Consider the following 25,771-nt stretch of genomic DNA (forward strand, 5'->3'; position numbering starts at 1 on the left):
GAATAACAGATAATAGAAAGCGAGGGATTTCCCAACATGAGAGTCGTTATTCTGGGCGGAACCGGCACCATCAGCACGAGCATCGTGCGCCTTTTGCTGCGGCAAGGGCATGACGTTACCTGCTACAACCGCGGCAAAAGCGGCAAGCCGCTGCCGGACGGCGTCCGCGTCATTCACGGCGACCGCGGCGAGCGCGAAACGTTCGAGCGCGTCATGCAGCAGGAGCGGTTCGACGCCGCGATCGACATGATCAGCTTCGGCCCCGAGGATGCGCAGAGCAGCCTGCGGGCCTTCCGCGGCGTGAAGCATTTCATCCAATGCTCCACCGTCTGCACGTACGGCGTCGATTACGATTGGCTGCCCGTGACGGAGGATCACCCGCTGCGTCCGACGACCGGTTACGGCCGGGGCAAAGCCGAGGCCGACGCCGTGCTTATGGAAGCGTTTTATCGTGAAGGCTTCCCCGTCACGATTCTGAAGCCGTCGACGACGTACAGCCCGCAGAACGGCATCCTGCGCCAGGTCGCATGGGACTTCGGCTGGATCGATCGCATTCGCAAGGGCAAGCCGCTGCTCGTCTGCGGCGACGGCAAAGCGCTGCATTCGTTCCTGCACGCGGACGACGCGGCCAAAGCATTCGCCGGCGTGCTTGGCCAAGCGCGCTGCATCGGCCAGACGTACAACGTCGTGCCGCGCGGGTTTACGACGTGGGAGCAGCACCACAAGCTCGCCATGAAGGTGCTCGGCCGCGAAGTGGAGCTTGTCGGCGTTTCATTGGAGACGCTAAAATCGATCCATGCGGATCGTTTCGGCATTTGCGATGAGATTTTCGCGCACAATGTCATCTATAGCCCCGAGAAATTGATGCGGGACGTGCCGGAATTCGTGCCGACGGTTTCGCTCGAAGAGGGCATGCGCCAGGCGTTCGCCGTCATGGAGGCGGAAGAACGGATTCCGAATTCGGACGACGAGACGTGGGAAGACGAGATCATCGAGGCGCAGCGTAGCGCGTTCGCGAAATTGGCGGTCAAGCAAGCGTAAGCAGCGTTTGCGACCTGGCTGACGGGAGGGCTCGGGAGGCACTGTCCGCCCGTTCTCCGATCATCGGTCACGCCCCGGCGCCTGCCTTCCGATGGCCGGTTCCGCCCTGGCGCCTGCCCGTTTCTCGAACGCCGCGCAGACCTCATGTCCCGCCTGCCGGCGAATCTTTTCTTTTATTCGAGATCGGAGTTGAAAACCATGATCGAAATCACGTCGGTCGAGGAGTTCAAAACGTACAAAAGCACGTCAGGTTATTTCATCATTACGGATACAACAGGCCGCAAGCTGCACTCCAACCGGTGCACCTTCGTCGATCTCAAGCATTTCAGCGAGAAGGTTATCGGCAACGAAAGCAAGAACGGCAAGTACTTCTTCACGGACGATTTCTTCGAAGCCCGGGAGTACCCCAAGGTCAAGAAATGCGAAGCCTGCAGAAGGCTGCTTTAAGCGAAGCTTTCATGAGCTTTAATTTTCCTCTAACGATCGATTACCGAAGCTATGCCCGAAACGACATTCTAAAAAATGGAGCGTGAACGTTGAACATGAGTTACCTTTCCCTCAGCACCTGGAGCTTGCACCGCAATCTCGGCCCCCTTCGCTGGACGCAGTGGGACGCGGATGCCCGCAAGCATATTTTCGTCGAAACCCCGCAGCCGGAATTGATGAAGCTGGTCGATCTGCCGGCCTACATGGTCGAGCAAGGCTTCGGCGCGCTGGAAATCGGCCACTTCCATTTCCCGGCCACGGATGACGGTTATTTGGCCGAGCTGCGCGGCGCGTTCGAGCGCGCGGGCCTATCGTTCGATACGATCCTGCTCGATTACGGCGATCTCTCCAGCGCGGACGAAGTCCGCAGACAAGCCGACATCGCGTATATCCGCGAGTGGATCGACATCGCGTCGAAAGCCGGCGCGAAGAATATCCGCGTTGTGGCTGGCGAGAGCGAGCCGGACGACAAAGCCGGTCTGGCCCGTTCCATCGCAGGCTTAAAAGAACTGCATGCCTACGGCCAAAGCCGCAACGTGCGCGTCATCACCGAGAACTTCAAGCCGCTCACGTCGACGTCCGACAATTGTCTCGCGATCATCGGCGCGTTCGACGGGGGACTGAACATCGTTGACGATTTCGGCAATTTCAAAGGCGAGACCAAATACGAGCAGCTCGCCGCGATTCTTCCGCACGCCGTCTCCATCCATGCCAAGGCGCAGTACGACGACAGCGGTCTGCCGAACGTCGAAGAATATACCCGCTGCCTGGAAGTGTTGAAAGCAGGCGGCTATAACGGCGCGGTATCGCTGATTTACGACGGTCCCGGCGACATGTGGGAAGGCATCAACCGCGTACGCCGCATCGTCGAGCCTTATTTGTAAAATCGAGCACAGGCCATTCGAGTTGCTACAGCCGGAGATGGCGGAACGTAAAGAAGGCCCATGCCGATTGCATGGGCTTTCTGCTGTCGGGATCGTCCTTCGGAGCGGCGCTCTTGAGGCGTTGGTACAGTTCGCGATTCGCTCGCCGGGCAGCGCGCGCTCCGGCCCCGTCTCGATGCTGCAAGCTGCCGGCATGCGCGGCCAACATTACAGGCGGATATAGGAGGCCTGTATACGCCGGACAGAGGATCCGTTATTGGACCGAAAAGTAATGAAATCGATTACTTTCCGGATCGAGGATCCGTTATTGACCTCGGCAAGCATCGAACCTGGGTTTTTCTGGCGCAATAACGGATCTGCTGTCCGCAACCATGCGAATATGGGGTCAAAGCCAGCCAATCGCGGATCTGCTGTCACTGACGCGGGAAGCCAATATCAACCAATTCCCGTCGGGGTTTTAGACATCAAACCAGGCTTGGCCGTCAATCCCGCCGGTATTTCTGCTTATGCGCATCGAAAGCGGCAGAGCTGCTTGAGATACGGGGTCTTCGTGGGCTCAATTGATTTTTTGGCGTTCACAAGCACCGGCATTTCTCCCGTTCCTCTGACCTACGAAGGGACGAAGCGAATTGCCGCTCCCTCCCTTGGCGTGCGCGGGTCAGCCGCTCAATTGCACAACATCGCCATCACGGCAATATCGAGCAGCTTATGCGTCACTTCATGCATGAGGTAGGAGCGCAGCACCCCTTCGTGCTGGAAGCCCAGCTTCCTCAATACCCGGAGCGAGGCCGCATTCTCCGGGGCTACCTCGGCTTGAATGCGATACGGACGAAGCGATCGCTTCGAGAAATCCAGCACGCCCTGCAGCGCCTCCGACATGATGCCCTGATTCCATTCCTTGGGGGCCAGATCATAGCCCAGTACAAGCGGGAATCGGGAATGGTCGAAGGTGCCCCGCGTCGGCATGAGCGTGATCGTGCCGAGCAGCTCCTTTTGCCATCGATACGAGATGCCCCAAGGGATGAGCCTGCGCTCCCGATACGCTTGATTCCACGATGCGATCATATTGGCGGAATCCGCTACGGAGCCCGGACCGTTCCAGTCCAAATACCGGTTCACTTGCGCATCCGACCAGTACGCATGCAGATCCTTCGCATCCCGAAGCTCCAATTGCCGCAAATGCAGCCGCTTCGTATCAATCGCAGGAAATACAGAAAATAACGATTCGATATTCACGTGACCACTCGCCCCATCCAAGAATGAATCCAGCTATCGCCAGTGTAAACGGTTCGGCTTAAAACCAGCTTAAATTCAGCTTAAACGCAGCGGAATTCGGCGGCATGACGCAAGCACCGCCGCGATATGCTTAATTCGAAGCCGTTCTCGGGTCCGAACTACCGGTTCGCATGCAGAAAGGAGCCATGGCACATGAATATTTGGGAAGGCAGCCGAATCAGGCTGCGCGCGATCGTTCCCGACGATTGGGCGAAGTTTCATGAGAACGACCGGGACTCGGAAGGGGCCCGCTTATCCGACGCCCTCTATTTTCCGCGTTCGGAAGCCGGGACGAAGGCTTGGGCGGAACAGCAGGCCTTCCTCGGTCAGCAGGGCGACAATATCCAGCTTGTCATCGCAACGCTGAACGGGGACATCGTCGGCAGCATCAACTCGCATCATTGCGATGCGCGCAACGGCACGTTCCGGTACGGCGTCGCGATCTTCAGGCCGCATTGGCGGCAAGGGTACGCGTCGGAAGCCGTGTCCTTGCTGCTGCGCTACTTCTTCCATGAATTGCGGTACGAGAAAGCGACGGCCCATGTCTATGCGTTCAACGAAAGCTCCGTCCGGCTGCAGGAGAAGCTCGGTTTTCGGCTTGAGGGCACGCTTCGCGGCATGATTTTCACGAACGGACAGCGTCACGACGAATATATCTATGGCATGCTGAGCGAAGAGTTCAAGCCGTAGGCCCTCATGCTGCCGGCAGCTCATGCGGCGACTCTATTACGAGAGCGAGGTTGCGCATATGGGAATCGTAATCGTCATTATCGTCCTGGCCGTCTTCCTGCTGCTTATCGCAAGTTCGTTGAAAATCAACCGGGCAGATCCGAAACAGGCCGACGGGTCGAGACGAAACGCGAGCCGCAGCGACGGCAGGACGGGCGGGCACGGAGGGCACGCTGGGCACAGCGGGCGTGGTGGGTATGGCGAGCCCGGTGGGCGTGGGGGGTATGGTGGGCGTGGCGGACCTGGGGATCGCAGCGGACCTGGCGAACCTGGGAGACCTGGCGGACCTGGGAGACCTGGCGGACCTGGCGAACCTGGCGAACCTGGGGCACCTGGCAGATCTAGTGGGCACGGGGGACCTGGGAGACCTGGCGGACCTGGTGGACCTGGGGCACCTGGCAGACCTAGTGGGCACGGGGGACCTGGGAGACCTGGCGGACCTGGTGGACCTGGTGGGCACGGTGAACCTGGGAGACCTGAGGATCACGGCGGATCTGGCGAACCTGGGGGATCTAGCGGGCATGGCAAACCTGTTGAGCCCGGGAGGCCTGGTAGGCACGGCGGATTAGGTGGACCTGGGGCACCTGGCAGACCTGGTGGGCACGGAGGACCTGGGAGACCTGGCGGACCTGGTGGACCTGGGGGTCACGGCGGATCTAGTGAACCTGGCAGATCTGGCGGGCATGGCGGAGTCAGCGGAGACGGCGGAGGCGGCGATTGATCCTCACCCGGCGCGTGAAGCCCGCGCCTTAACGAAAGGGGCGGCCGATCGAAATCGGACGCCCCTTTCGGTTATTATCGGTTCGGCAATGCGGCGGCATGCCGATTCACCGGGATCGGCAGCCCTAAATTCCCGCGCAGCGTATCGGCCTCGTACTCGCTGCGGAATAATCCGCGTGCCTGCAGGATCGGCACGACGTGGTCCACGAACTCCTCCAGGCCGTTCGGCCCGGCCGCGCCGACGATGAACCCGTCGGCCGCTCCGGCCTCGAACCAGGCCTGCAGCTTGTCGGCTACCGCTTCGGGCGTGCCCAGGAACGTCGGCTTCGGCGTCGCCACCTGCAGCGCGACTTGCCGCAGCGTGAGCCCCTCTTCCTTCGCACGGGCTTTCATGCGGTCCGTCGCGCTCCGGAAGCTGTTGCGTCCGAGCTCACCCAGCTCCGGAAAAGGCTCGTCAAGCGGGTATTGCGTGAAATCGTGATGCTCGTAGAAGCGCCCCAGGAAATCCAGCGCCTTGTCGATCGACACCAGATTGGCGATCTCCTCGTACTTGCGTTCCGCTTCCTCCTGCGTGCTGCCGATGATCGGCCCGATGCCCGGCAGAATGACGATTTCCTCCGGCTTGCGGCCCAGCGCCGCGGCACGGCTTTTCACGTCGTCGTAGTACGCTTTCGCATCGTCCTGCGTTTCCTGGCCGGTGAAGATCGCATTCGCCCATTTGGCCGCGAACTGCTTCCCGGATTCGGAGGCCCCCGCCTGGAAAATAACGGTCTCGCCCTGCCGGGATCTCGCGATATTCAGCGGCCCCTTGACCGCGAAGTGGCTTCCCTTGTGGTTCAGCGTATGCATCTTCGCCGGATCGAAGAAGACGCCCGTCTCCTTGTTCCGCACGAATGCGTCTTCCTCCCATGAACTCCACAGGCCGGTCGCGACTTCCAAATATTCGTCCGCGATCCGATAACGCTCGGAATGGGCGGGATGCTGCTGCTCGGTCTTGCCGAAGTTCAGCGCAGAGCCTTCGAGCGGCGAAGTCACGACGTTCCATCCCGCACGGCCACGGCTGATCATATCCAGCGAGGCGAATTGACGGGACACCGTGAACGGCTCGCTGTACGAGGTCGACAAGGTGCCGACAAGGCCGATCTTCGAGCTGACGCCGGCCAACGCGCTCAAGATGGTCAGCGGCTCGAACCGGTTGAGGAAATGCGGAATGGATTTCTCCGTAATATACAGCCCGTCGGCGATGAAGACGAAATCGAACTTGCCCGCTTCCGCCTTCTGCGTCCACTTCTTATAAAGCTCGAAATTGACGCTTGCATCCGTGATCGCGTCCGGATGACGCCACCCGGAGATATTGCCTCCGACGCCGTGCAGAATGGCGCCCAGCTTGATTTGTCTCTTCGTTCCCATAAGTCGGTTCCTCCCGTGGGATTTATAATATGCCGGCCGCTTCAATGGCTGACGTCGTTTCTGTTAAGCTAGCGGCCGCCGATGCGTTCAAGCCGGTGACGCTGAAGCAATTCCCCAGCGCTAAAGAACTGCGTTGACGTTATTCGGCACAATTGCCCGTTGTCTGCAACGTTACGAATCTCAGCATCGCTATATGACCTATCGACGCTGCAACTGAGCCGTGTTCACCGATATAAGGTTGCCTCGATTCGCTGCCCCGGCGAATGCGCCCATTTCGGCCGTTTAAGGCGTACACGGTTCGTTAGAGGTCGAATGTGATGCTGGGCGTTTACCGCATAAGGAGCTGGCAGAATGGCGAACGGGCCTCCAGCAGGGCGTCGCACCGTGTATTGGCTTTTCCGCTGGCTTCCCTTCCCGCCCTTCCCCTTGGCTTAAGCTTAAATCCGCCAGTCCGGGCTTTCCGCTGCCGCCCCTCCCTTCCCGTTGGCTTAAATCCGCCAGTCCGCGGAAACGGGCCGCCGGCCGATCTCGATCGGCAGTCCGCGATCCAGCGGATCGTGGCAGGCGACGAAATGGCCCTGGTCGATCGGCCGCAATTCGGGCTGTTCGCTCGCGCATCTCGCGGTCGCCGCCGGACAGCGGGTGCGAAACCGGCAGCCGGAAGGCGGATTGGCCGGCGACGGGATCTCGCCCTGGAGGACCGCCAATTCGCGGTGCCGCTGCGGAACGGGAACCGGAATCGAGGCGATCAGCGCTCTCGTATAATGATGCGCCGGCCGCCTGAACAGCTGCTCGCTCGGCGCGATTTCAACAAGCTTCCCCAAGTACATGACGCCGATGCGGTCCGACACGTACCGCACGATATTCAACCCGTGGCCGATGAACATGGTCGTCAAATTCAACCGCTGCCTGAGATCCTGAAGCAGGTTGACGATCTGCGCCTGCACCGAAACGTCCAGCGCCGATACGGCCTCGTCCGCGAGCAGAAATTTCGGCCGCAGCGCAATCGCCCTGGCGATGCCGATTCGCTGCCGCTGCCCGCCCGAGAATTCATGCGGGAAGCGATCGTAAGCGGACGCGCTTAAGCCGACCAGCTCCAGCAGCTCCAGAACGGTCTCCCGCTTCTCCGCGGCGCTCAGTCTGCCGTGCACGGCGAGCGGCTCGCCGATGATATCGCCGACTTTCCAGCGCGGATCGACGGATCCGTACGGATCCTGGAAAATCATCTGCATATGCTTCCGTTCCTCCCGCAGGCGGGACGGCGAGAGCGCGCCCAGCTCCCTGCCCTCGAACAGGACGGACCCGGAGGTCGGCTTCTCCAGCTGCAGCAGCACCCGGCCAAGCGTCGACTTGCCGCTGCCGGATTCGCCGACCAGCCCGAACGTCTCACCTTTGCGAATGGTGAACGAGACGTCGTCAACGGCCTGAACCGCCTTCGCCGCAAACGAGAAGAGCGAACGGCCGAAAGGATAATGCTTGCTCACGCTCCGCAGCTCGATCAGCGCGTCTTCCGGGGAATCCGGCATATCGGCGAATGCGTCCGGCTCGCCGTCATCCGCGGAAGCGATGGCGTCCCGAGCCGCCGGCAAAGCCGGGGCTGACGCTGCCTCCACGGCAGTCTCTACGGCTGTCCCCACAGCTGTTTCCACGGTTGTTTCCACGGCTGTCCCCACGGCAATCTCTATGGCCGTTTCCATGGCTTTCCCCATGACTCTTTCAACAGCTGTTTCCACGGCGTTCTCTACGGCTGCCTTCACGGCCGCCGCTCCTGTCCCCGCAGCTGTCTCCACGGCTGCCACTGCTGTCCCCGCAGCCGCAGCTGTTTCCACTGACGGCGCGTAACGCGCTTCCCCGGACCATTCGGCTTGGAAAGCAGCTTCGGCAGCCTGCGGCGCCGGCCGGTCTGTCCGGCCGGCGGCGAGCCGGTCGCTATGCCAGCAAGCCGACAGCCGGCCTTCCCGATCCTTCAGCGGCGGGGCTTCGCTCATGCATGCCTCGGTCGCGTACGGACAACGGGGATGGAACCGGCAGCCGGCAGGCAGCGCATCAAGGCTCGGGATGGAGCCTGGAATCGTATAGAGCTTCTGCCCGCGGTCGCTCTCCATCGTCGCGATCGATTGCAGCAGGCCCATCGTATACGGATGATGGGGCTCGGCGAACAATTCGGCCGCGGCTCCCTGCTCGACCACCTGCCCGGCATACATCACCACGATGCGGTCGGCGATCGCGGCCGCGACCCCCAAGTCATGCGTAATGAGCAGTATCGACATGTTGAACTCGTTCTTCAATTCCTGCAGCAGCTGCAAAATCTGCGCCTGTATGGTGACATCGAGCGCCGTCGTCGGTTCGTCGGCAATGAGCAGCTCGGGCTGGCAGCTGAGGGCCATGGCGATCATTGCCCTCTGCAGCATGCCGCCCGACAGCTCGTTCGGGTACTGCTTCATCCGAAGCTCGGGCTCGGGAATGCCGACGCGCCGCAGCAGCTCCACCGCCCGCTGCCAAGCCGCGGACCGCGTCCTGCTCCGATCGTGACGCCGGATGGTTTCGACGATTTGGCGGCCGATCGTAAACACCGGATCGAACGCCGACATCGGCTCCTGGAAGACCATCGCCATCCGCTTCCCGCGCAGCGAACGGAGCGCTTGCTTCGGGAGCGCGGCGATATCGACATCGCCAAGACGGATCTCGCCGGCGCTGATCCTGCCATTCTCTTCGTCGATCAATCGCATGACGGCTTTGGAAGTGACCGTCTTCCCGCTCCCCGACTCCCCGACCAGACAGACGGTTTCGCCGGCCTGGATCGAGAAGCTGATCCCGCTGATCGCCTGCAGCGCGCCCCGGCCCTTGTCAAATTCCACGCTGACGTGCGAGATGTCCAGCAATTGACTCACATGCGTTCCTCCTTATGCGCGGCTTATGCGCGACGCTTCCTCGGATCGAGCGCGTCGCGCAGCTCGTCGCCGATCACGTTGACCGCCAGGACGAACAACGTGATCGCGAGGCCGGGAAACGTGCAGATCCACCAAGCGACCGTCAAGTACCCTCTGCCTTGGGAGAGCAGCGCGCCCCAATCCGGTATTTCCTTAATAACGCCGAGCCCGAGAAAGCTTAAGCCCGAGCCGGTCAGAATCGATGTGCCCACGCCGATGCACGCCATGACCAGAAGCGGCGACAAGGAATTGGGCAGCACATGCCTGAAGAAGATCGGCAGCTCCGAAGCGCCGATAGACCGGGAGGCCGTGACGAACGGCCTGTTCTTGACGCTCAGAATTTGCCCGCGCATGATTCTGGCATAGTTCGGTATCGAAGCCAGCGCAACCGCCAGAATCAAATTCCACAAGCCCGGACCGAGTACCGAGGCCACCGCGAGCGCCAGCAGCACGCCGGGAATCGTCATGAACACATCGATAATCCGCATCAAGATACCGTCCGTCCATTTGCCGAAATAACCGGCCAGCGCGCCGATCAGCGACCCGGCCAGCCCGCCGACGACGACCGAAGCGAAGCCGATAAACAGCGATTCCCGCGTTCCGTACACGACGACGCTGAAGACGTCGCGTCCGAAGTAATCGGTTCCGAACAAGTACGCGGCTCCCGGCGGATGCAGAATCCGGTCCGCTTGCATGTCCGTGGGCGAATAAGGCGCGATCCACTGCGGCGCCAGGGCGCAGACGATCAGAAACAGAACGATCAGGCCGGCGGCGAAGACCATAAGCCGCGATACGGACAACTTCGGAAACGGGCGGCGGCGCGACGCGGAGACCGCTTTTGTCCGCCATGCCGCTTTTGCCGATACGGCTTCCCTCAACTTTCATCCCCCCCCCCTCTTAATGCTGCAGGCGCCGAACGCGCGGATCGATGTACGAATACGAGATGTCGACCAGCGCGTTGATGACGACGTAGACGATGGCCGTGAACAGAATAACGCCCTGTACGACCGGCAAATCCTTCGACATGATGGCATCGGATATGATGCGTCCGATGCCCTGCCGCGAGAACACCGTCTCGATGACGACCGTTCCGGCCAGCATCTCGCCGATGAGAATGCCCATCATCGTAACCGCCGGAATCAACGCGTTGCGCAGCGCATGGCGGTACATGACGGCTCGCTCCGGCAGCCCTTTGGCGCGCAGCGTCGTAATAAACGGCTCGCCCAGCACCTCGAGCATGGAATTGCGGACCATGCGCACGATGAACCCGGCGCCCAGCAGGCCGAGCGTGAGCGCCGGCAGCACCAGCGTCTTCCAGCCGTCGGAGCCCATTGCGGGCAGCCAGCCCAGCGAGACGGAGAAGACGAGAATCATGAGAATGCCCGACCAGAAGGTCGGCATCGAAATGCCGAACAAGCCGATGATTCTGGCCGCGATGTCGATCGGTTTGTTGCGATGGATGGCCGCCAGTACGCCGAGCGCAACGCCGACAAGGATCGATACGGACGATGCGGCGGCGGTCAGCTCGAGCGTAGCCGGGAAATGAGCAAGGATTTTCGGCAGAACCGGCTCCGAATTGACGAGCGAATGGCCGAAATCGCCTCGCAGCAGCGCGCTGAAATAATGGAGCAGCTGTTCATAGAACGGCTGATCGACGCCCAGCTGATGCCGCAGATTGGCGATCGCCTCCGGGCTCATCGAGCTCGGATCGATCATGTTCATCACGACGTCGCCGGGCAGCACGTACAGAATACAGAACACCAGGATGCAGGAGCCGGCCACGACGCCCACGGAGCTCAGCAGTCGAACCGCAATGATTTGGGTCATCTTCCGGCCTCCTTACTTCTGCGCGAGCGAGGCGTCGTTGAACAGCGGATACCCGAGCGAATCGAATTTCAGACCGGACAGCTCCTTCACGGCCGCTACGGTATACGGGAACACATAGACCGGAAGAATGGCGGCGTTGTCGATAATGGCATGCTGGACTTTAACGTAAATTTCTTTGCGCTTCGCGGCATCCGTTTCGACGACGCCTTGATCCAGCAGCTTGTCGAGCTCGGGATCGGCGAGATGGCTGAGCGACGGGCGGGCTCCCTCGGCGGTCGTATGGTAGAACGAATTGAGCGCCGCCGGGTCCGAATTCACTTGGCTGTTGCCATAGAGATCGTAAGCCCAGTTCGTATACACGACGGTGGCGGTGTCCTTGGTGATCTCCACCTGAACGTCGATGCCGACCTTCTTCAATTGCTGCTGAATAATGGCCGCGATATCGTTGCGTTTCTCCCGGTTCGGCGAGCCGTCGACATAATGCAGCGTCAGCTTCTTGCCGTCCTTCTCGCGGATGCCGTCCGAGCCCTTGGTCCAGCCGAGCTCGTCGAGCAGCTGATTGGCTTTGTCGAGATCTGGCTTGATGCCGTTCTCCAGCGCCGGATCATAGCCGAACGTATTCGGGGCCAGCGGCGACCAGGCGCGTTCGTAGGTGCCGAGATACAGGCTCTTGACGATCGAATCGATGTCCACGGCATACTGGACGGCTTGCCTTGCTTTGAGCTCGTTCCATGGCGCGTGCGTCTGGTTGAAGAACAGCGTGTACGGCAGACCGGCCGTATTCGTCTGGATGACTTGAAGCTTCGCGTCGTTCTTGAGCGATACGACGTTCTGCGGCGGCACCGTTTCGATCGCTTTCACCTGGCCGCTTTGCACGCTGCCGATGCGCGTCGCCTCCTCAGGAATGATTTTGAAATCGATGGCGTCCAGATAGGCCGCCCCTTTGTTCTCGACCAGCTCGGGCGCCCACGCGTAATCCGGGTTCCGTTTGACCTGAATGTCCGTGTTGTCCTCCCATTTCACGAACGAGAACGGGCCGGTGCCGACGGGATTCTTGCCGAATTGATCGCCGTACTTCTTCGCCGCCGTCGGCGATACGATGCCGAGCATCGCCTGGCTCAAGTTGCCGAGGAAGGCCGAGGATGGGGTCTCGAGGTTCAGCTTGATCGTATAGTCGTCGATGATCTCCGACGATTGGTAGGGTTTCAGCAGCGCCGAAGCGTTGGCGGCCTTCGTCGCCGGATCGAGAATGCGGTCGAAGCTGTACTTGACCGCTTCCGCGTTGAACGGCGTGCCGTCCTGGAATTTTACGTCGTTGCGGAGCTTGAACGTGTAGCTCTTGCCGTCCGGCGAAATCGTCCACTCGGTCGCCAGCCATGGCTTGATCGAATTGTCGGGCAATTGCGCGACGAGGCTGTCATAGATCGTGCGGAACACCCGCACGGAGACGGCCAGGCCGCTGCGAGCCGGATCGAGCGTATCCGGCGAGGTAGCCAGCGCGTAGGACAGCTCGCCGCCGGAAGCGGCCTTCGTATCGCCGTTCTGTCCCCCCGCATCGCTCGATGCATTCGAGCTCCCCGCGGCATTCGCCGCATTCGCGGCGTTCTTCCCTCCGGCGTCTCCGCTTGCCGGGCCCGCGCCGTTCTTCTTCCCGGACGAGTCGCAAGCCGACAAGAGCATGACGGCAATAACCAGAACCAAGCTGACTTTGACCCCTAATCCTTTTCTCATCTCCCATTTCCTCCCGATTGACGCTGTAGGTCATGAATTTGTTTGATCGTTTGCGGTGAATGGTTTATTGGATCGCGGCCGCGGATCATATCGTCTCGATAGCCTCCGATGCGTACCGGTTGCGCGGTACCGGCAGTCCCAGATTGCCGCGAAGCGTATCGCTCTCGTATTCCTTGCGGAACAAGCCCCGCTCCTGAAGAATCGGCACGACCAGGTCGACGAAATCGGCCAATCCGTTCGGCACGACCGTACGAACGTTGAAGCCGTCCGCGGCGCCCCCTTCGAACCATTGCTGAATCAGATCGGCGACCTTCTCCGGCGTACCGATGAATCCCGAGCGCGGCGTGGATGCCCGAAGGGCCGCCTGGCGCAAAGTGAGTCCTTGCTCCTTGGCCTCCCGCTTGATCTTGTCCGTCGTGCTGCGGAAGCTGTTGCTGCCGAGATCGCCGATATCGGGGAACGGCTCGTCGAGCGGGAATCGGGAGAAATCGAAGTGCTCGAAGTACCGGCCCAAGTAATTCAGCGCTTGGTCGATCGCCACGAGCTCCGCAATCTCCCGGTATTTCCGTTCGGCTTCTTCCTCGGTTCTGCCGACGATCGGGCCGATGCCCGGGAAGATGAGCAGCTCGTCGGGATTTCTTCCGTATGCCGCCGCCCTTGCCTTCACGTCCGCGTAGAACGCCTGCGCTTCCGCGAACGTCTCGTGCGCCGTATAGATCGCGTCCGCCGACTTGGCCGCCAGCGCCTTGCCCGAATCCGAGGAGCCGGCTTGGAAGACGACCGGATAGCCCTGCTTGGAACGCGCCACGTTGAGCGGCCCTTGCACGGCGAAATGCGTGCCGTTATGGTTCAGCGCGTGCAGCTTCGCCGGGTCGAAGAAGACGCCGGACGCTTTATCGCCGACGAAGGCACCGTCCTCCCAGGAATCCCACAGCCCTTGGACGACAGCCAGATGCTCTTCGGCGATTTCGTAGCGCAGCGCATGATCCGGATGCCGGCCCTTGCCGAAGTTCAGCGCGGAGCCTTCCAGCGGCGAGGTGACGACGTTCCAGCCCGCCCTGCCGCCGCTCAAGTGATCCAGCGAAGCGAACTGCCTCGCGACCGTGAACGGCTCGCTGTAGGAAGTGGACAAGGTAGCGACGAGTCCGATATGCCCGGTAGACGCCGCCAGCGCGGACAGCAGCGTCAGCGGCTCGAAGCGGTTCAGGAAATGCGGATTGGACTTCTCGTTAATGAACAGCCCGTCGGCAATGAAGAGCAGATCGAATTTCCCTTCTTCCGCCTTGCGCGCTTGCCCGGTATAGAAGGCCAGGCTTACGCTCGCGTTGATCGGCACGTCGGGATGACGCCAGAAGGAGATACTGTTGCCGACGCCGTTCAAATTCGCGCCTAATTTCAATTGTCGTTGCGCCATGGTTAGTCCCCTCATTTCATTCAAATTATTCGCATGCTTTTAGTCGGATTTAAAATGTCGAAATAGAAGCGGTTCGTTCCGCTTCGCTCTCGCCCGGCTTGCCGGAGGGCATCGCTTTGACTCCCCATGCGGCGGCGAGCAGCGCGATGCCCGTCAGCACGAAAACATACGGAATGGCGATCCATCCGCCCAGCAGGCCGCCGAGCAGCGGCCCCGCGACGATGCCGAACTGGCTGGCCGATTGGCTCAAGCTGACGGCTCTGCCTCGGAAGTCGCCGTCCGCGTAGTGAACGATCAGCGCGTTCAGTGCCGGATAGACCGCGGCAAAGAACAGTCCGTAACCGAATCGCAACAGCCCGAAGCCGACCAGATGCGGAATGGCCGCTTGCAGTAAGTTGCCGACTCCGCCGCCGATCAAGCCGATGAACAGCGTCCTGCCGTACCCGATTCGACCCCCGATCCTTCCCCAGCGCGGCCCCATAATAACCGTCGCCACGCCGACCGCCGAGAACACGATGCCGGAGCTGACCGAAGCGTTCTCGGCGCTGCCTCCGATTTGAACCACGTAGATGGTCAACAACGGATCGAGGATCATCACCGACGTCGACACGAGCAGAATCAGCCCGTATACGCGCAGCAAGCGGGAATTGGCCGCCGCCCGCTTGATGTCCTGCCATATGCCGGGACGTCTCGCGGCGCGGCGCTCATGCGATTCCTTCACTCCGAGGACGATTAGCGCCGAGCAGAGCGTGATGACGCCGGAGGCGATGAAGCAGCCGCGCAGCCCGGCCCAGTGGCTCAATATCCCGCCGGCCAGCGGTCCGATAATGCCGCCCGCGGCGGTCGAGGTGGAGATGACGCCGAGCGCGTATCCGACATGCTTCTCCGGCGTATTCGTGCCGACGAGCGCCATGGACGTCGGACCGAAGCCGGCCATCAGTCCCTGGAAGATCCGGACGAGGATGAACGTATACGGATCATGGACGAAATAGTTGGCCAAATGCGCGATGCCGAGCCCGATGCCCGAACGGACAAGCATCGACTTGCTGCCATACTTGTCGCCGAGCGAGCCCCAGAAGGGCGCGCATAAGCCGCTGATCAGGAAGCTGATCGAGATCGACACGCCCGACCAGGCTTCCAGCCCGCTCCGAACGCCCAGCTCCTGCTGCAGGAACAGCGGGAAGAACGGGACGGAGAGCGTATAAGCCATGAAGTTGCAAAACAACCCGAGCCAGAGAATATACAAATTGCGCTTCCACGGAGGCAATTGAAGCAGTCCGGACAGCCGAGGCAACGGTTACGTCCCCCTGTCGCTTGCGGATCGCCTGCCGCAGCCGCCCGGCGCCTTACGCATTGCGCGCCTCCGGGCGACGGATGATCAACTCGCCGTCGACGCGCTGCGGTTGGCGGAGCAGGTTGAAAATCGGACAGACCTGCTCAATCGCTTCATGCAGCGCGCGCAGCGTCTCCTCCGCTTCATCGGATTCGAACGTCAGCGTGTAGCGCAAGTTATGCGGGTAGACGGGGATGTGCTCGTAGCCGGGACGCCCGGCAAGCGGATGCATCTCGCCCTCCACCTCCACGTCGACGGCATGAAGGGAAACCCGGCGTTCCGCGGCCTGAATGAGCGCGATATGGGTCAGACAGCTGCCGAGCACGCCCAGCTGAAGCTCCGGCGACGAAGGACCGAGATCATAGCCGGCGAAATCCGGCGGGCTGTCGCTGATCACCTGGAAATCCCGGATGCGGATCTCGCGGACGCCGCTTCGTCCCAGCGCCCTGGCCTTCGCGCGCAGCTTGGCGGTCTGCTCCGGATGCGATTCCGCTTGCGCCCGGCGCGCCAATAATGCGGTACGCTTGTGCGTTAAATATTCGTTTAAGGTGCCCATCTCGTTCTTCCGCCTTTCTCCGGGACGTATGTATCCCTGATTGCCATGCACGCGTTGCCTCAAACATAATTTACAATTCCTATGAGAAAACTAGGTATTTATAATATAGATGACATCCGACCCGATGTATAATAGAAAAAGCCGATTCATGTATTTAAGATTCCGATGCAAAGCCGGTTGCGCGATGCAGGCGGCACGCGTTGCTTGCCGGAATTGCGGAAGACGAGCGAGCCGCACGCACGCCATACGAAACTCGATGTAGAAACTTGATAATTTTGAACCTGCTTCCTCGATTTTCCTTTGCTATAATAAGGCCAAGACATCAACGACGGCAGGTGAGAGCCATGAGTTATGCGGATGCGGTGCAGCGGGCGCTCGACTACATCGAAGACCATTTGGACGACGACGAGGCGCTCGAGCTCGCTACGCTCGCGGAAGAGGCCTACGCATCGGTCCCGCAGTTATACCGCATGTTCTATGCGCTGACCGGGCACCCCGTGAAGGATTATGTCCGCAAGCGAAGAATGAGCGTCGCCGCCAATCATCTGCGATACTCGAAGCGCACCGTGGAAGAGCTCGCGTTGGAAAGCGGATTCGCGTCCTATCACGCGTTCGCCAAGGTGTTCAAGAAACTCGTCGGGCTGACGCCGGCCGCCTATCGCACCGCCGCCATCCATTACAGCTTCGAACCGATCCGCCTCGGCGAACAGTTCGCGTACTCGGAGGACAGGGAGCAGTCGGAACGGTTCCCCGACGTGAAGGTCGTCCGGCTTCAGCCCGGTAAGGCGGCTGCCTATCTGCATGTCGCGGAGCAGGAAGCAGGCATGGAGAACGAAGCGTTCCGCATCGCGTACGAGAGGCTGACGGCGATCGGCGCGGCGGGAAAGCGCAAAGCGCGGATTTTCGGCTGCAATGTGGATATGCCTGATGACGGCGGGCATCCCCGGTTTGGTTACCGCATCCTGATGCTGACGGAGGAACCGGACATGCTTGGCGGCGATTGGGCGGCAGCGCCGTTCGCCGGAGGCTTGTACGCCGTAAGGAAGGTTCCCTCGGCGTCTCCCGCGATCATTCAGGAAGGCTGGAACCGGCTTGTCTCCGAATGGCTGCCGAAGAGCAATTTCGAGCTCGACGACTCGCCCTGCATCGAGGAATTCATCGCCTACAACGGCAAAGTAACGCGCATGCATCTCTTCCTCCCCGTTCAGCGGAAGCTGCGGCGGGAGACGATCGAAATCGTGCGTCGGCCGGAGCTGCGCGCCTACTGCGCCCGCGGCATCGGAGCCGATGCCCAGTCGGCGGCCGAACAGCGGCTGATCGCATGGCACAGGAAGACGCTGTCCGGGAAGAACGGCAGCGCCGGCGAAGGAATCTACTATATGTCGTTCGCTTACGGCATGCGGAATTCGGCGGATTACTGGTGGGAGAACGGGATAATCCCCGCTTCCGCTTCGCAGTCAAACGATGCGGCAGACCGTACCGCTCCGTGGGAGGGGCTCGAGGAACGGCGGCTCAAGGCCGGCGATTACGCGTACTGCGCAACGAGGACGTACGGCTCGTTGACCGGCGTCCTCGAAATGATGCATCGCTGGATCGCCGCGAGCGGCGACTGTCTGCCGGATGAGGATCGCCAATGGTTCGCGGAATACGAGGTCTCTCCGGGCATGGATGTCGAACGGGATGCCGTCGTAAGCCTCTATCTGCCTGTCACGCGGTCCGTCGGAGCGTGAACGGCAGCCATCCATGTTCAGCGAAAAGCCGATAAGCGGATTGGCAAGTGGAATTAGCGAACGATACGATGACGAGGGGGGAAAGCTTCGCGCTGGTCGCTTCCTCAATAACAACAAGCGATAATGCCGAAGGACAATCATGAGCCCACGGAAGATGCATCGCTCCGGTCCGGGCGGTTACCGGCCCAACCTTGTACCGAAGTCATTCAAACTTATTCAGGGAGGCAAGCCCATGACCCCATCCAACCAGCCGGAATCCGCTGCCGAAGGCACCTTTGCCGCAAGTCCGGTGAAAAATAAAGTCGGCAGCTGCTTCGTCCCGGTGCGCGATATCGAGAAATCCCGCAGCTGGTACTGCCGGGTGCTCGGACTCGACGAGACGCGCTGCGACATTATCGGCGGCCACCTATGTCCGCTGCCGATGGAAGGCACCGGCCTCATCCTGGACACCATGCCGATGTGGGGCGGCCAAGAGCCCGGCGGCGCGCCGTCCATTACGACGCCGGCGTTCATGCTGATGACGAGCGATCTGCAAGGCTCGCTCGATTACATGAAACAGCTCGGCGTCGAGCTGGTGACCGGCATCGAGCACGACCACTGGTTCGTGGTCAAAGATCCGGACGGCAACAAGCTGATGATTTGCCGGGAGTAGCGAATAAGGGCGGCCGTCCGCGCGGGTTATCGCGCGGACGGCCGCCCTTGTCACTTGCTTGGCATCGGCCCGTCGTCGACTCAGGCGCTCGGCCAATTAGCAGCGGCAGGCCTTCTCGGCTGCCGTTCGTCTGCTTAGATAAGCGGCACGGCATGCCCCCGTCATGCGGCTTGCCTCTGATCAGAAATTACCGGCATGCTCCAGATGCGAAGTATCGTTCAACTTGGCAAGGGTGGGTTCATGCCAGCCGTTCGTCCGCAGCCGCGTGATGCTGCACGGCTCGATATCGAAGGAGACGGAGAACAGTTCGGCCGGAAAACCGAGCCAGCCCTGAATCAGCGAGACAATCGCGTTGCTGTGGCTTACGATAACGGTCGCGTCATTCGGTTCTTCCTTGATTCGGCGGAGGAAGGCGGAAGTCCGACGGTGCAGCATTCTCCAGCTTTCCGCTTCCGGATACGGCACCCAGTCGATAATCGGCTCCGTAACGGGGAGGCCGATTCGCGCTGCCTCCTCCTTGGATAAATTCGCCGCCTGGCCGTTATTCGATTCCCTGAGTTCTGCCGTAAGGATCGGCTGCACGGCTAGATACCGGCCGATGATCCCGGCGGTTTCGCTCGCCCTGGACAAATCGCTGCCGTACATGCGTACGGTCCGGTTCGCGAGCAGCTGCGACAATCGCTCCCCCGTGCAGTGCGCCTGCCTTCTCCCCTGGTCCGTCAATCGGGTATCGGTCCACCCGCCGACGAAGCCCGATCGTAAATGCTCGGCATCTCCATGCCTGATGAGTAGCAGCTCGTTCATTGTTCTCGCCTCGCAATCTTGTTCGGTCATTGTTGGTTCGTGGCCAAATCCTCATGCTCTCATCGCATATTCCGCTTGTTCTGATTACGAAGAAACTACATAGGTATAGAACTGAACGTTCGTTAAGGAGGTGGCTCATGCTCGCCGTCGCTTGGCTCGTACTGGCCGTCGCGCTCGTGCTGATCGAGCTATTTACCGGCACCTTCTACTGTCTGCTGCTGGCCGCCGCTTCTGTCGTCTCCATCCTAGCGGCGCTTGCCGGGCTTCCGCCGCTGGCGCAATGCTTCACGTTCGTCGTCGCGCTTGCGCTCCTCTACCTCTTCTTGCTGCCGCTCCTGCGCAAAATCGTGCCCTCCGCCGCGCGAACGGCGTTCCGCCCGATCGTCGACGAACTGATTGGACAAGAAGCTTGGGTCGTGAAGACCATTGCTCCCGGGGAGACCGGGCTTGTTAACCTGCGCGGCGAAATTTGGTCCGCCGTTGCGGACGAACGAATCGAGGAAGGCAGCAAAGTGAGCGTCGCCGAAGTACGCGTAACCAAATTAGTCGTGACAAAGGAGTAGATGCGAGTTGGTCGGCATAATCGTATTTATCGTCATTCTTGCGGCGGTTGCAGCCATTGTCGCGAAAGGCGTGCGCATCATCCCCCAGCAAACCGTGGCGATCGTGGAGAGATTGGGCAAATACAACAAGACGCTCAATGCCGGGGTCAATTTGATCATTCCGGTCATCGATAAGATCCGGCTGCGCCACGATCTTCGCATCCATCAGGAAACGGTGCCGTCGCAATCCGTCATTACGAAGGACAACGTCGCGATCGGCGTCGAGCTGGCGACGTTCTTCAACGTCGTGGATCCGAAGCTCGCGACCTACGGTATCGCGAACTACGTCGGCGGCATCCATAATATCGTGGCATCGGCCCTCCGCGCGACGATCGGCAAGATGGAGCTGGACGAGATTCTCTCCAACCGCGACCGCATTCAAACGGACTTGCGGCTCGTGCTCGATCAGGCGTCGGAGAACTGGGGCGTTCGCATCGACCGCGTCGAGGTGCTGCAGCTGGCCATCCCATCGGATATTCAGAATTCGATGGAGAAGCAGATGCGGGCCGAGCGGGAGAAACGCGCGATCATCCTGCAGGCGGAAGGCGAGAAGCAATCGACCGTCCTGCGAGCGGAAGCGCAGCGAGCGGCGGTCGTTCTGGCGGCCGAAGCCGAGAAGCAGCGGCAAATTCTCGATGCCGAGGCGAAGCAGAAAGCGCAGGAGCTGGAAGCGATCGGGAAAGCAGAAGCGATCAAGCATGTCGCCGACGCGGAACGGGCCCGCATCGAAGCGATCAAGCTGGCGGGCCTGGATGCGCAGATCCTGGCGTACAAATCGTTCGAAGCGCTCGGTCAAATGGCGGAAGGCCGGGCGACGACGATCTTCATCCCGACGGACGCCGTCAATGCCCTCGGTTCAGCCGGCATGATCGGTAAAATTTTCGATATAACGAATCCGAAGTAACCAGCGACTAAAGGAGCGCCCCTGCTTAAATCAAGCATGGAGGCGCTCTTCGCAACGTTATAATTCCAAAACGGTGGTATGCTCGTCGTTTACGATCTCGCCGTTATCGCGAAAGCCGAAGCTTTCATACAGCTTCTTGGCCGGCGTGTTCTCAGGCTTGTACGCGATCCAGCAGTAGCGCGCAGGCCCGGCCGGATAGGTGCGGATGAACGCCAGCACCTCTCGCATCGCTTCCCGTCCGTAACCTCGGTTCTGATGCCGCTTGTCGATCATCAGCCGCAGGATGCTGTAGCCGTCCTCCGCGACCGACGGGGTATCGTAGCTGGTAATGTGGTACGTAATCATCACGAACCCGACCGGCTGTTCGTCTTTGTAGATCGCGAACGGAAACGGATGCCCGCCGTTGGTTGCAATCACGTAGCAAGACGCCACGCTCGACAGGTTGGATGCGACGTAGCGGCGCTGCTCCTCGGAAACTTCGAGGTTGAAGATGGCACGCCGGTTATCCAGCGTGATTTTTCGGAGTGTAATCATGGATCGTTCTCCCTTCGGTTCCGTTGCTATTTGCGCGTCGCGGCCGCTTCGCTTAATAAACATACAACCCATGCCGAAAAAGATATGTCAATTGTCTGAGAGAATGTCACCCTAACTGTTCTGTGAAAATGTCACCCCCGTTGAGTTTAAAGCCACCGTCAGGTGGCTTGGTTTCGGCCTTGCATTGTGGTATTCTGAATCTGTTTTTGGTGTACCTGATACGTCCTTTTCCAAGGATGGTCAGCGGCGGGTTTGCGTGGCTGCGCAATACCCGCTTTTTTATTGGGCTTCTTCTCCGCCTGTCGGACCGCTTTCGTGGTCTCCTTCAGCATTAAGGCCTCTCCGTTGTGCCAGATCAGCAAGGCCCCGCTAAGTGTCTCTCGGACCTCGACAACGGATTTGGCATCCCAGTGTCCCGGTACCGCCTTGGCGAAGGTGTAAATCCTCCCGCCGTACGAAAGCGTTCGGCCCGTACCCAGCTTACGATGTTCACGTGTCGTGAATACATGCTCTAAGCGTACGTCCTTGCCAAGCTTGCGGTAAGCGGAGTCGGCAGATACGGGGGCTACGGCAAACTGCTTGTTGTGCTTGGCGATAAGCTTGGGGAGTGCCTTATTGGCCTCCTCGATGGTCGATACACCGAGCAATCGCAGCTCAATGACGAGGCGGTCCTGCAGCGTCACCCAGAGGCGCTCAATGCGGCCCTTGGCTTGCGGCGTGACGGCCTTGATGTGTTCGATGCCCAATTCATGCATAGCCTTGCCAAAGTGCGAGAGGGGCTTGGTCATGCCAGCAAGCTGCTGCTCCAAGGTAAGTTTCTCGTTCGGCGAACGGAAGATGGTGTGGCGATCGCTGTAGAGTCCGAGTGGGATGCCTTGTTTCTTGATTCCCTGCATCATCACAAGCGAATACCCTTCGCGGCATTCAGTGGGCATGAATACGGCGCCTGTCACGATGCCGGTAGCGTCGTCGATGGCGGCGTGAAGGGCAAAGACAGGGGCACGATCCTCGAGCCAAGCATACGGAGTTGCGTCGATCTGCCAAAGCATACCGACTTGGGAGCGACGTTTACGGGGCTGGTGCACCTTCGAACGTCTACGCTGTTTCGCCGATTTCAAACCCTTGGTGAGGAGAATGCGACGTGTGCTGACGCCGCTTAGTTCAATCCCCTCATGCTCAGCAAGCAGTTCGGCAAAGTGACAGCTGTTGCTGCCTTGATACTTTTGTGTGTAAAGTTCCGCGACTCGATCCTTGATTTCCGCGGACAAGGCATGAACGGGCTTACGTCCGCGATTGCCGTGAGCGATCCCCCCAGCGTTTCCGACTTGATAACGTTTTTTCAGACGTTGAACCTGTCTAACCGAAAGCCCCAGCAGGGCAGCTCCTTCCTCATTCGTCATGTGTCCATCCAACACTTTCTCCACAACCAATACCTTCTTCAGCTCTGTGTTCGTCAATGTCATGGTCTCCTGTCTCATAGTGACATTATCTCAGAACAGTTACAGGGTGACATTATCACAGACGAACAACACCCATGCCGAAAAAGATATGTCAATTGTCTGAGAGAATGTCACCCTAACTGTTCTGTGAAAATGTCACCCCCGTTGAGTTTAAAGCCACCGTCAGGTGGCTTGGTTTCGGCCTTGCATTGTGGTATTCTGAATCTGTTTTTGGTGTACCTGATACGTCCTTTTCCAAGGATGGTCAGCGGCGGGTTTGCGTGGCTGCGCAATACCCGCTTTTTTATTGGGCTTCTTCTCCGCCTGTCGGACCGCTTTCGTGGTCTCCTTCAGCATTAAGGCCTCTCCGTTGTGCCAGATCAGCAAGGCCCCGCTAAGTGTCTCTCGGACCTCGACAACGGATTTGGCATCCCAGTGTCCCGGTACCGCCTTGGCGAAGGTGTAAATCCTCCCGCCGTACGAAAGCGTTCGGCCCGTACCCAGCTTACGATGTTCACGTGTCGTGAATACATGCTCTAAGCGTACGTCCTTGCCAAGCTTGCGGTAAGCGGAGTCGGCAGATACGGGGGCTACGGCAAACTGCTTGTTGTGCTTGGCGATAAGCTTGGGGAGTGCCTTATTGGCCTCCTCGATGGTCGATACACCGAGCAATCGCAGCTCAATGACGAGGCGGTCCTGCAGCGTCACCCAGAGGCGCTCAATGCGGCCCTTGGCTTGCGGCGTGACGGCCTTGATGTGTTCGATGCCCAATTCATGCATAGCCTTGCCAAAGTGCGAGAGGGGCTTGGTCATGCCAGCAAGCTGCTGCTCCAAGGTAAGTTTCTCGTTCGGCGAACGGAAGATGGTGTGGCGATCGCTGTAGAGTCCGAGTGGGATGCCTTGTTTCTTGATTCCCTGCATCATCACAAGCGAATACCCTTCGCGGCATTCAGTGGGCATGAATACGGCGCCTGTCACGATGCCGGTAGCGTCGTCGATGGCGGCGTGAAGGGCAAAGACAGGGGCACGATCCTCGAGCCAAGCATACGGAGTTGCGTCGATCTGCCAAAGCATACCGACTTGGGAGCGACGTTTACGGGGCTGGTGCACCTTCGAACGTCTACGCTGTTTCGCCGATTTCAAACCCTTGGTGAGGAGAATGCGACGTGTGCTGACGCCGCTTAGTTCAATCCCCTCATGCTCAGCAAGCAGTTCGGCAAAGTGACAGCTGTTGCTGCCTTGATACTTTTGTGTGTAAAGTTCCGCGACTCGATCCTTGATTTCCGCGGACAAGGCATGAACGGGCTTACGTCCGCGATTGCCGTGAGCGATCCCCCCAGCGTTTCCGACTTGATAACGTTTTTTCAGACGTTGAACCTGTCTAACCGAAAGCCCCAGCAGGGCAGCTCCTTCCTCATTCGTCATGTGTCCATCCAACACTTTCTCCACAACCAATACCTTCTTCAGCTCTGTGTTCGTCAATGTCATGGTCTCCTGTCTCATAGTGACATTATCTCAGAACAGTTACAGGGTGACATTATCACAGACGAACAACACCATGCCGAAAAAGATATAGACTTATATGCGATTTTTTTATAGACTATTATGTATCCGTGACTATTTTCGGGTTATCCTGTAATGACATTAACCGGCATATGCTTGTGCCGGTTTTTATTATTTCTGTAACGAGTTGCCGGACGGCGTTCAACGTTTACAGTACTTTGTCTTATAGTAAGGCGGAACAAGGAGTAGCTGCAGCAGCAATTGCCGCAGCTTTTTCTTGTTGCCTGCGCGATATGCATCCAGCGCATTACAGCGCCTTGCGCACGAAATCCATCGTATACTTCTCCCGAAAACCAAGCCTGTCGTACAGGTTTCTCGCTGTATTGCCGACTACGCACCAGAGACTGATATCCGCGCTGCCGCGCCGATAGATCTCATTGCACAAATACATGACAAACGCTCTTCCGATCCCCCGTCCCTGGAGGTCGGTTCGGACGCAAACGCTGCTAATTCCACTGCTGTCCAAGTGGCTGTAAGCGACGATCTCCCCCGTTTACTTCATAGACATAGCGGGTATCCGCATCCGCCTTCCAGGCACTTCGTTCTTCTTCGCTGGGCTCTGCGACAACGGAATCGGGAAAACGCCCGACTCGAACACGCATGTCGTGAAAAGCCTCAGCATAGAGCGATTGGCTGGCAAAATAGTCTTCGTCCCTGTACGGACGTACCGGAAGCTCATCCAGAGGAAACGGATCACCCACTCTCTGCATGAGAGCCGATGAAAAATAAGAGGAGTAACCATGCTTGTGCGCAAACGCAAGCGCCGAGAGATGCCCGGCTCGAAAGGAGCTTCTAACCTTCCGGGTTCCTCCTGACCGCAATTGAGTTTCGGCATGCTCGAGCATGGCTGAGCCAATTCCTTGCCTGCGGAACTGCGGCGTAACAAACACGGTCAAATACGATTGCGTTCCCGGCTCATTCACTTGAGCCACCCCGACAAGTGTATCGCCCCGATACGCGGTAACGAACAATTCCGGCGCTTCTGCAAGCACGCGAAGGATATTTTCGCCTGTATGGGCATCCAGGAGTAATAAATCGCTGACGGCCTTATAATCTTGTTCGCGGTATTGTTCATATCGAATGCCTGCCTGCTGCATAAGCTTTGACCCTCCGTTATTGAAATGATTGAACGTATGCGCGTCGCGGCCGCTTCGCTTAATAAACATACAACCCATACCGAAAAAGATATAGACTTATATGCGATTTT

General features: G+C 59.4%; 24 protein-coding genes. 9 read left to right on the forward strand and 15 right to left on the reverse strand.

Going from position 1 to position 25,771, the window contains the following annotated elements:
* Positions 1-36 precede the first annotated feature (36 nt).
* The 3 genes from GXP70_RS26275 to GXP70_RS26285 all read left to right on the forward strand — a co-directional run bounded on the left by GXP70_RS26275 (position 37) and on the right by GXP70_RS26285 (position 2,411).
* On the forward strand, positions 37-1,041 hold the full coding sequence (locus GXP70_RS26275) for an NAD-dependent epimerase/dehydratase family protein (RefSeq protein ID WP_162359551.1): 1,005 nt from the start codon (positions 37-39) through the stop codon (positions 1,039-1,041).
* Positions 1,042-1,239: 198 nt separating this feature from the next.
* Positions 1,240-1,488, forward strand: a complete 249-nt coding sequence (locus tag GXP70_RS26280; protein WP_162359552.1) for a hypothetical protein — start codon at positions 1,240-1,242, stop codon at positions 1,486-1,488.
* A 95-nt stretch (positions 1,489-1,583) separates the two neighbouring features.
* The gene (locus GXP70_RS26285; protein ID WP_162360689.1) at positions 1,584-2,411 is read left to right on the forward strand and encodes a sugar phosphate isomerase/epimerase family protein; all 828 of its coding nucleotides are present in this window, start codon (positions 1,584-1,586) and stop codon (positions 2,409-2,411) included.
* A 666-nt stretch (positions 2,412-3,077) separates the two neighbouring features.
* On the opposite strand, the gene GXP70_RS26290 is transcribed toward GXP70_RS26285, so the two are convergent.
* The gene (locus GXP70_RS26290; RefSeq protein WP_162359553.1) at positions 3,078-3,647 is read right to left on the reverse strand and encodes a GNAT family N-acetyltransferase; all 570 of its coding nucleotides are present in this window, start codon (positions 3,645-3,647) and stop codon (positions 3,078-3,080) included.
* Between the two features lie 192 nt (positions 3,648-3,839).
* On the opposite strand from GXP70_RS26290, the gene GXP70_RS26295 reads away from it, so the two are divergent.
* Together GXP70_RS26295 and GXP70_RS29950 are read left to right on the forward strand one after the other, a co-directional pair.
* Entirely contained in the window at positions 3,840-4,376 is a 537-nt protein-coding gene (locus tag GXP70_RS26295; RefSeq protein WP_162359554.1) for a GNAT family N-acetyltransferase, read from the forward strand.
* Positions 4,377-4,639: 263 nt separating this feature from the next.
* Entirely contained in the window at positions 4,640-4,984 is a 345-nt protein-coding gene (locus GXP70_RS29950; protein WP_225442558.1) for a hypothetical protein, read from the forward strand.
* Between the two features lie 226 nt (positions 4,985-5,210).
* Here the strand turns inward: GXP70_RS29950 and GXP70_RS26305 are convergent, their stop codons facing one another.
* The 8 genes from GXP70_RS26305 to GXP70_RS26340 all read right to left on the reverse strand — a co-directional run bounded on the left by GXP70_RS26305 (position 5,211) and on the right by GXP70_RS26340 (position 16,336).
* Positions 5,211-6,545 carry an LLM class flavin-dependent oxidoreductase gene (locus tag GXP70_RS26305; protein ID WP_162359555.1) on the reverse strand — a complete coding sequence of 445 codons (1,335 nt, stop codon included), beginning with the start codon at positions 6,543-6,545 and terminating at the stop codon, positions 5,211-5,213.
* Between the two features lie 488 nt (positions 6,546-7,033).
* Positions 7,034-9,436, reverse strand: coding sequence for a dipeptide ABC transporter ATP-binding protein (locus GXP70_RS29955; RefSeq protein WP_225442559.1), 2,403 nt, complete (start codon positions 9,434-9,436; stop codon positions 7,034-7,036).
* A 23-nt stretch (positions 9,437-9,459) separates the two neighbouring features.
* Entirely contained in the window at positions 9,460-10,353 is an 894-nt protein-coding gene (locus GXP70_RS26315) for an ABC transporter permease (RefSeq protein ID WP_225442560.1), read from the reverse strand.
* Between the two features lie 19 nt (positions 10,354-10,372).
* Positions 10,373-11,302 (reverse strand): ABC transporter permease, encoded by a 930-nt coding sequence (locus tag GXP70_RS26320; protein WP_162359556.1) that lies wholly within the window; start codon positions 11,300-11,302, stop codon positions 10,373-10,375.
* 12 nt (positions 11,303-11,314) lie between these two features.
* Entirely contained in the window at positions 11,315-13,033 is a 1,719-nt protein-coding gene (locus GXP70_RS26325) for an ABC transporter substrate-binding protein (protein ID WP_225442561.1), read from the reverse strand.
* Positions 13,034-13,118: 85 nt separating this feature from the next.
* Positions 13,119-14,447, reverse strand: a complete 1,329-nt coding sequence (locus GXP70_RS26330; protein WP_162359557.1) for an LLM class flavin-dependent oxidoreductase — start codon at positions 14,445-14,447, stop codon at positions 13,119-13,121.
* A gap of 49 nt (positions 14,448-14,496) precedes the next feature.
* A complete protein-coding gene (locus GXP70_RS26335; RefSeq protein ID WP_225442562.1) occupies positions 14,497-15,741 on the reverse strand; it encodes an MFS transporter in 1,245 nt (414 codons plus the stop codon).
* Between the two features lie 52 nt (positions 15,742-15,793).
* Positions 15,794-16,336, reverse strand: coding sequence for an OsmC family protein (locus GXP70_RS26340; protein ID WP_162359558.1), 543 nt, complete (start codon positions 16,334-16,336; stop codon positions 15,794-15,796).
* Between the two features lie 344 nt (positions 16,337-16,680).
* On the opposite strand from GXP70_RS26340, the gene GXP70_RS26345 reads away from it, so the two are divergent.
* Both GXP70_RS26345 and GXP70_RS26350 read left to right on the forward strand, forming a co-directional pair.
* A complete protein-coding gene (locus GXP70_RS26345; RefSeq protein ID WP_162359559.1) occupies positions 16,681-18,066 on the forward strand; it encodes an AraC family transcriptional regulator in 1,386 nt (461 codons plus the stop codon).
* A 232-nt stretch (positions 18,067-18,298) separates the two neighbouring features.
* Positions 18,299-18,718 (forward strand): VOC family protein, encoded by a 420-nt coding sequence (locus tag GXP70_RS26350; protein ID WP_225442563.1) that lies wholly within the window; start codon positions 18,299-18,301, stop codon positions 18,716-18,718.
* 180 nt (positions 18,719-18,898) lie between these two features.
* Here the strand turns inward: GXP70_RS26350 and GXP70_RS26355 are convergent, their stop codons facing one another.
* Entirely contained in the window at positions 18,899-19,522 is a 624-nt protein-coding gene (locus tag GXP70_RS26355) for a histidine phosphatase family protein (RefSeq protein WP_162359561.1), read from the reverse strand.
* A 137-nt stretch (positions 19,523-19,659) separates the two neighbouring features.
* Here GXP70_RS26355 and GXP70_RS26360 point away from each other — a divergent pair, with 137 nt between their 5' ends.
* Entirely contained in the window at positions 19,660-20,085 is a 426-nt protein-coding gene (locus tag GXP70_RS26360; protein ID WP_162359562.1) for an NfeD family protein, read from the forward strand.
* Positions 20,086-20,092: 7 nt separating this feature from the next.
* Positions 20,093-21,028 (forward strand): SPFH domain-containing protein, encoded by a 936-nt coding sequence (locus GXP70_RS26365; RefSeq protein ID WP_162359563.1) that lies wholly within the window; start codon positions 20,093-20,095, stop codon positions 21,026-21,028.
* 57 nt (positions 21,029-21,085) lie between these two features.
* On the opposite strand, the gene GXP70_RS26370 is transcribed toward GXP70_RS26365, so the two are convergent.
* The 5 genes from GXP70_RS26370 to GXP70_RS26385 all read right to left on the reverse strand — a co-directional run bounded on the left by GXP70_RS26370 (position 21,086) and on the right by GXP70_RS26385 (position 25,661).
* Positions 21,086-21,562 (reverse strand): GNAT family N-acetyltransferase, encoded by a 477-nt coding sequence (locus GXP70_RS26370; RefSeq protein ID WP_162359564.1) that lies wholly within the window; start codon positions 21,560-21,562, stop codon positions 21,086-21,088.
* Positions 21,563-21,720: 158 nt separating this feature from the next.
* Positions 21,721-23,019: an ISNCY family transposase gene (locus GXP70_RS26375; RefSeq protein WP_162360403.1), complete on the reverse strand. Its 1,299-nt coding sequence runs from the start codon at positions 23,017-23,019 to the stop codon at positions 21,721-21,723.
* Between the two features lie 165 nt (positions 23,020-23,184).
* Complete coding sequence (locus tag GXP70_RS26380; protein ID WP_162360403.1) at positions 23,185-24,483, reverse strand: ISNCY family transposase; 1,299 nt, start codon at positions 24,481-24,483, stop codon at positions 23,185-23,187.
* Between the two features lie 328 nt (positions 24,484-24,811).
* On the reverse strand, positions 24,812-25,030 hold the full coding sequence (locus tag GXP70_RS29960; RefSeq protein ID WP_225442564.1) for a GNAT family N-acetyltransferase: 219 nt from the start codon (positions 25,028-25,030) through the stop codon (positions 24,812-24,814).
* Positions 25,011-25,661, reverse strand: coding sequence for a GNAT family N-acetyltransferase (locus tag GXP70_RS26385; protein WP_225442565.1), 651 nt, complete (start codon positions 25,659-25,661; stop codon positions 25,011-25,013). Before GXP70_RS26385 ends, GXP70_RS29960 begins: the two co-directional genes overlap by 20 nt.
* Between the last annotated feature and the right edge of the window lie 110 nt (positions 25,662-25,771).

Source organism: Paenibacillus lycopersici (genome assembly GCF_010119935.1).
GTDB classification, from domain to species: Bacteria; Bacillota; Bacilli; order Paenibacillales; family Paenibacillaceae; genus Paenibacillus_Z; species Paenibacillus_Z lycopersici.

Coding starts and splice junctions, on each gene's coding strand:
- GXP70_RS26275 (WP_162359551.1), top strand. CDS start 37: ATGAGAGTCGTTATTCTGGGCGGAACCGGCACCATCAGCACGAGCATC.
- GXP70_RS26280 (WP_162359552.1), top strand. CDS start 1,240: ATGATCGAAATCACGTCGGTCGAGGAGTTCAAAACGTACAAAAGCACG.
- GXP70_RS26285 (WP_162360689.1), top strand. CDS start 1,584: ATGAGTTACCTTTCCCTCAGCACCTGGAGCTTGCACCGCAATCTCGGC.
- GXP70_RS26295 (WP_162359554.1), top strand. CDS start 3,840: ATGAATATTTGGGAAGGCAGCCGAATCAGGCTGCGCGCGATCGTTCCC.
- GXP70_RS29950 (WP_225442558.1), top strand. CDS start 4,640: ATGGTGGGCGTGGCGGACCTGGGGATCGCAGCGGACCTGGCGAACCTG.
- GXP70_RS26305 (WP_162359555.1), bottom strand. CDS start 6,545: ATGGGAACGAAGAGACAAATCAAGCTGGGCGCCATTCTGCACGGCGTC.
- GXP70_RS26320 (WP_162359556.1), bottom strand. CDS start 11,302: ATGACCCAAATCATTGCGGTTCGACTGCTGAGCTCCGTGGGCGTCGTG.
- GXP70_RS26325 (WP_225442561.1), bottom strand. CDS start 13,033: ATGAGAAAAGGATTAGGGGTCAAAGTCAGCTTGGTTCTGGTTATTGCC.
- GXP70_RS26330 (WP_162359557.1), bottom strand. CDS start 14,447: ATGGCGCAACGACAATTGAAATTAGGCGCGAATTTGAACGGCGTCGGC.
- GXP70_RS26340 (WP_162359558.1), bottom strand. CDS start 16,336: ATGGGCACCTTAAACGAATATTTAACGCACAAGCGTACCGCATTATTG.
- GXP70_RS26345 (WP_162359559.1), top strand. CDS start 16,681: ATGAGTTATGCGGATGCGGTGCAGCGGGCGCTCGACTACATCGAAGAC.
- GXP70_RS26350 (WP_225442563.1), top strand. CDS start 18,299: ATGACCCCATCCAACCAGCCGGAATCCGCTGCCGAAGGCACCTTTGCC.
- GXP70_RS26355 (WP_162359561.1), bottom strand. CDS start 19,522: ATGAACGAGCTGCTACTCATCAGGCATGGAGATGCCGAGCATTTACGA.
- GXP70_RS26360 (WP_162359562.1), top strand. CDS start 19,660: ATGCTCGCCGTCGCTTGGCTCGTACTGGCCGTCGCGCTCGTGCTGATC.
- GXP70_RS26370 (WP_162359564.1), bottom strand. CDS start 21,562: ATGATTACACTCCGAAAAATCACGCTGGATAACCGGCGTGCCATCTTC.
- GXP70_RS26385 (WP_225442565.1), bottom strand. CDS start 25,661: ATGCAGCAGGCAGGCATTCGATATGAACAATACCGCGAACAAGATTAT.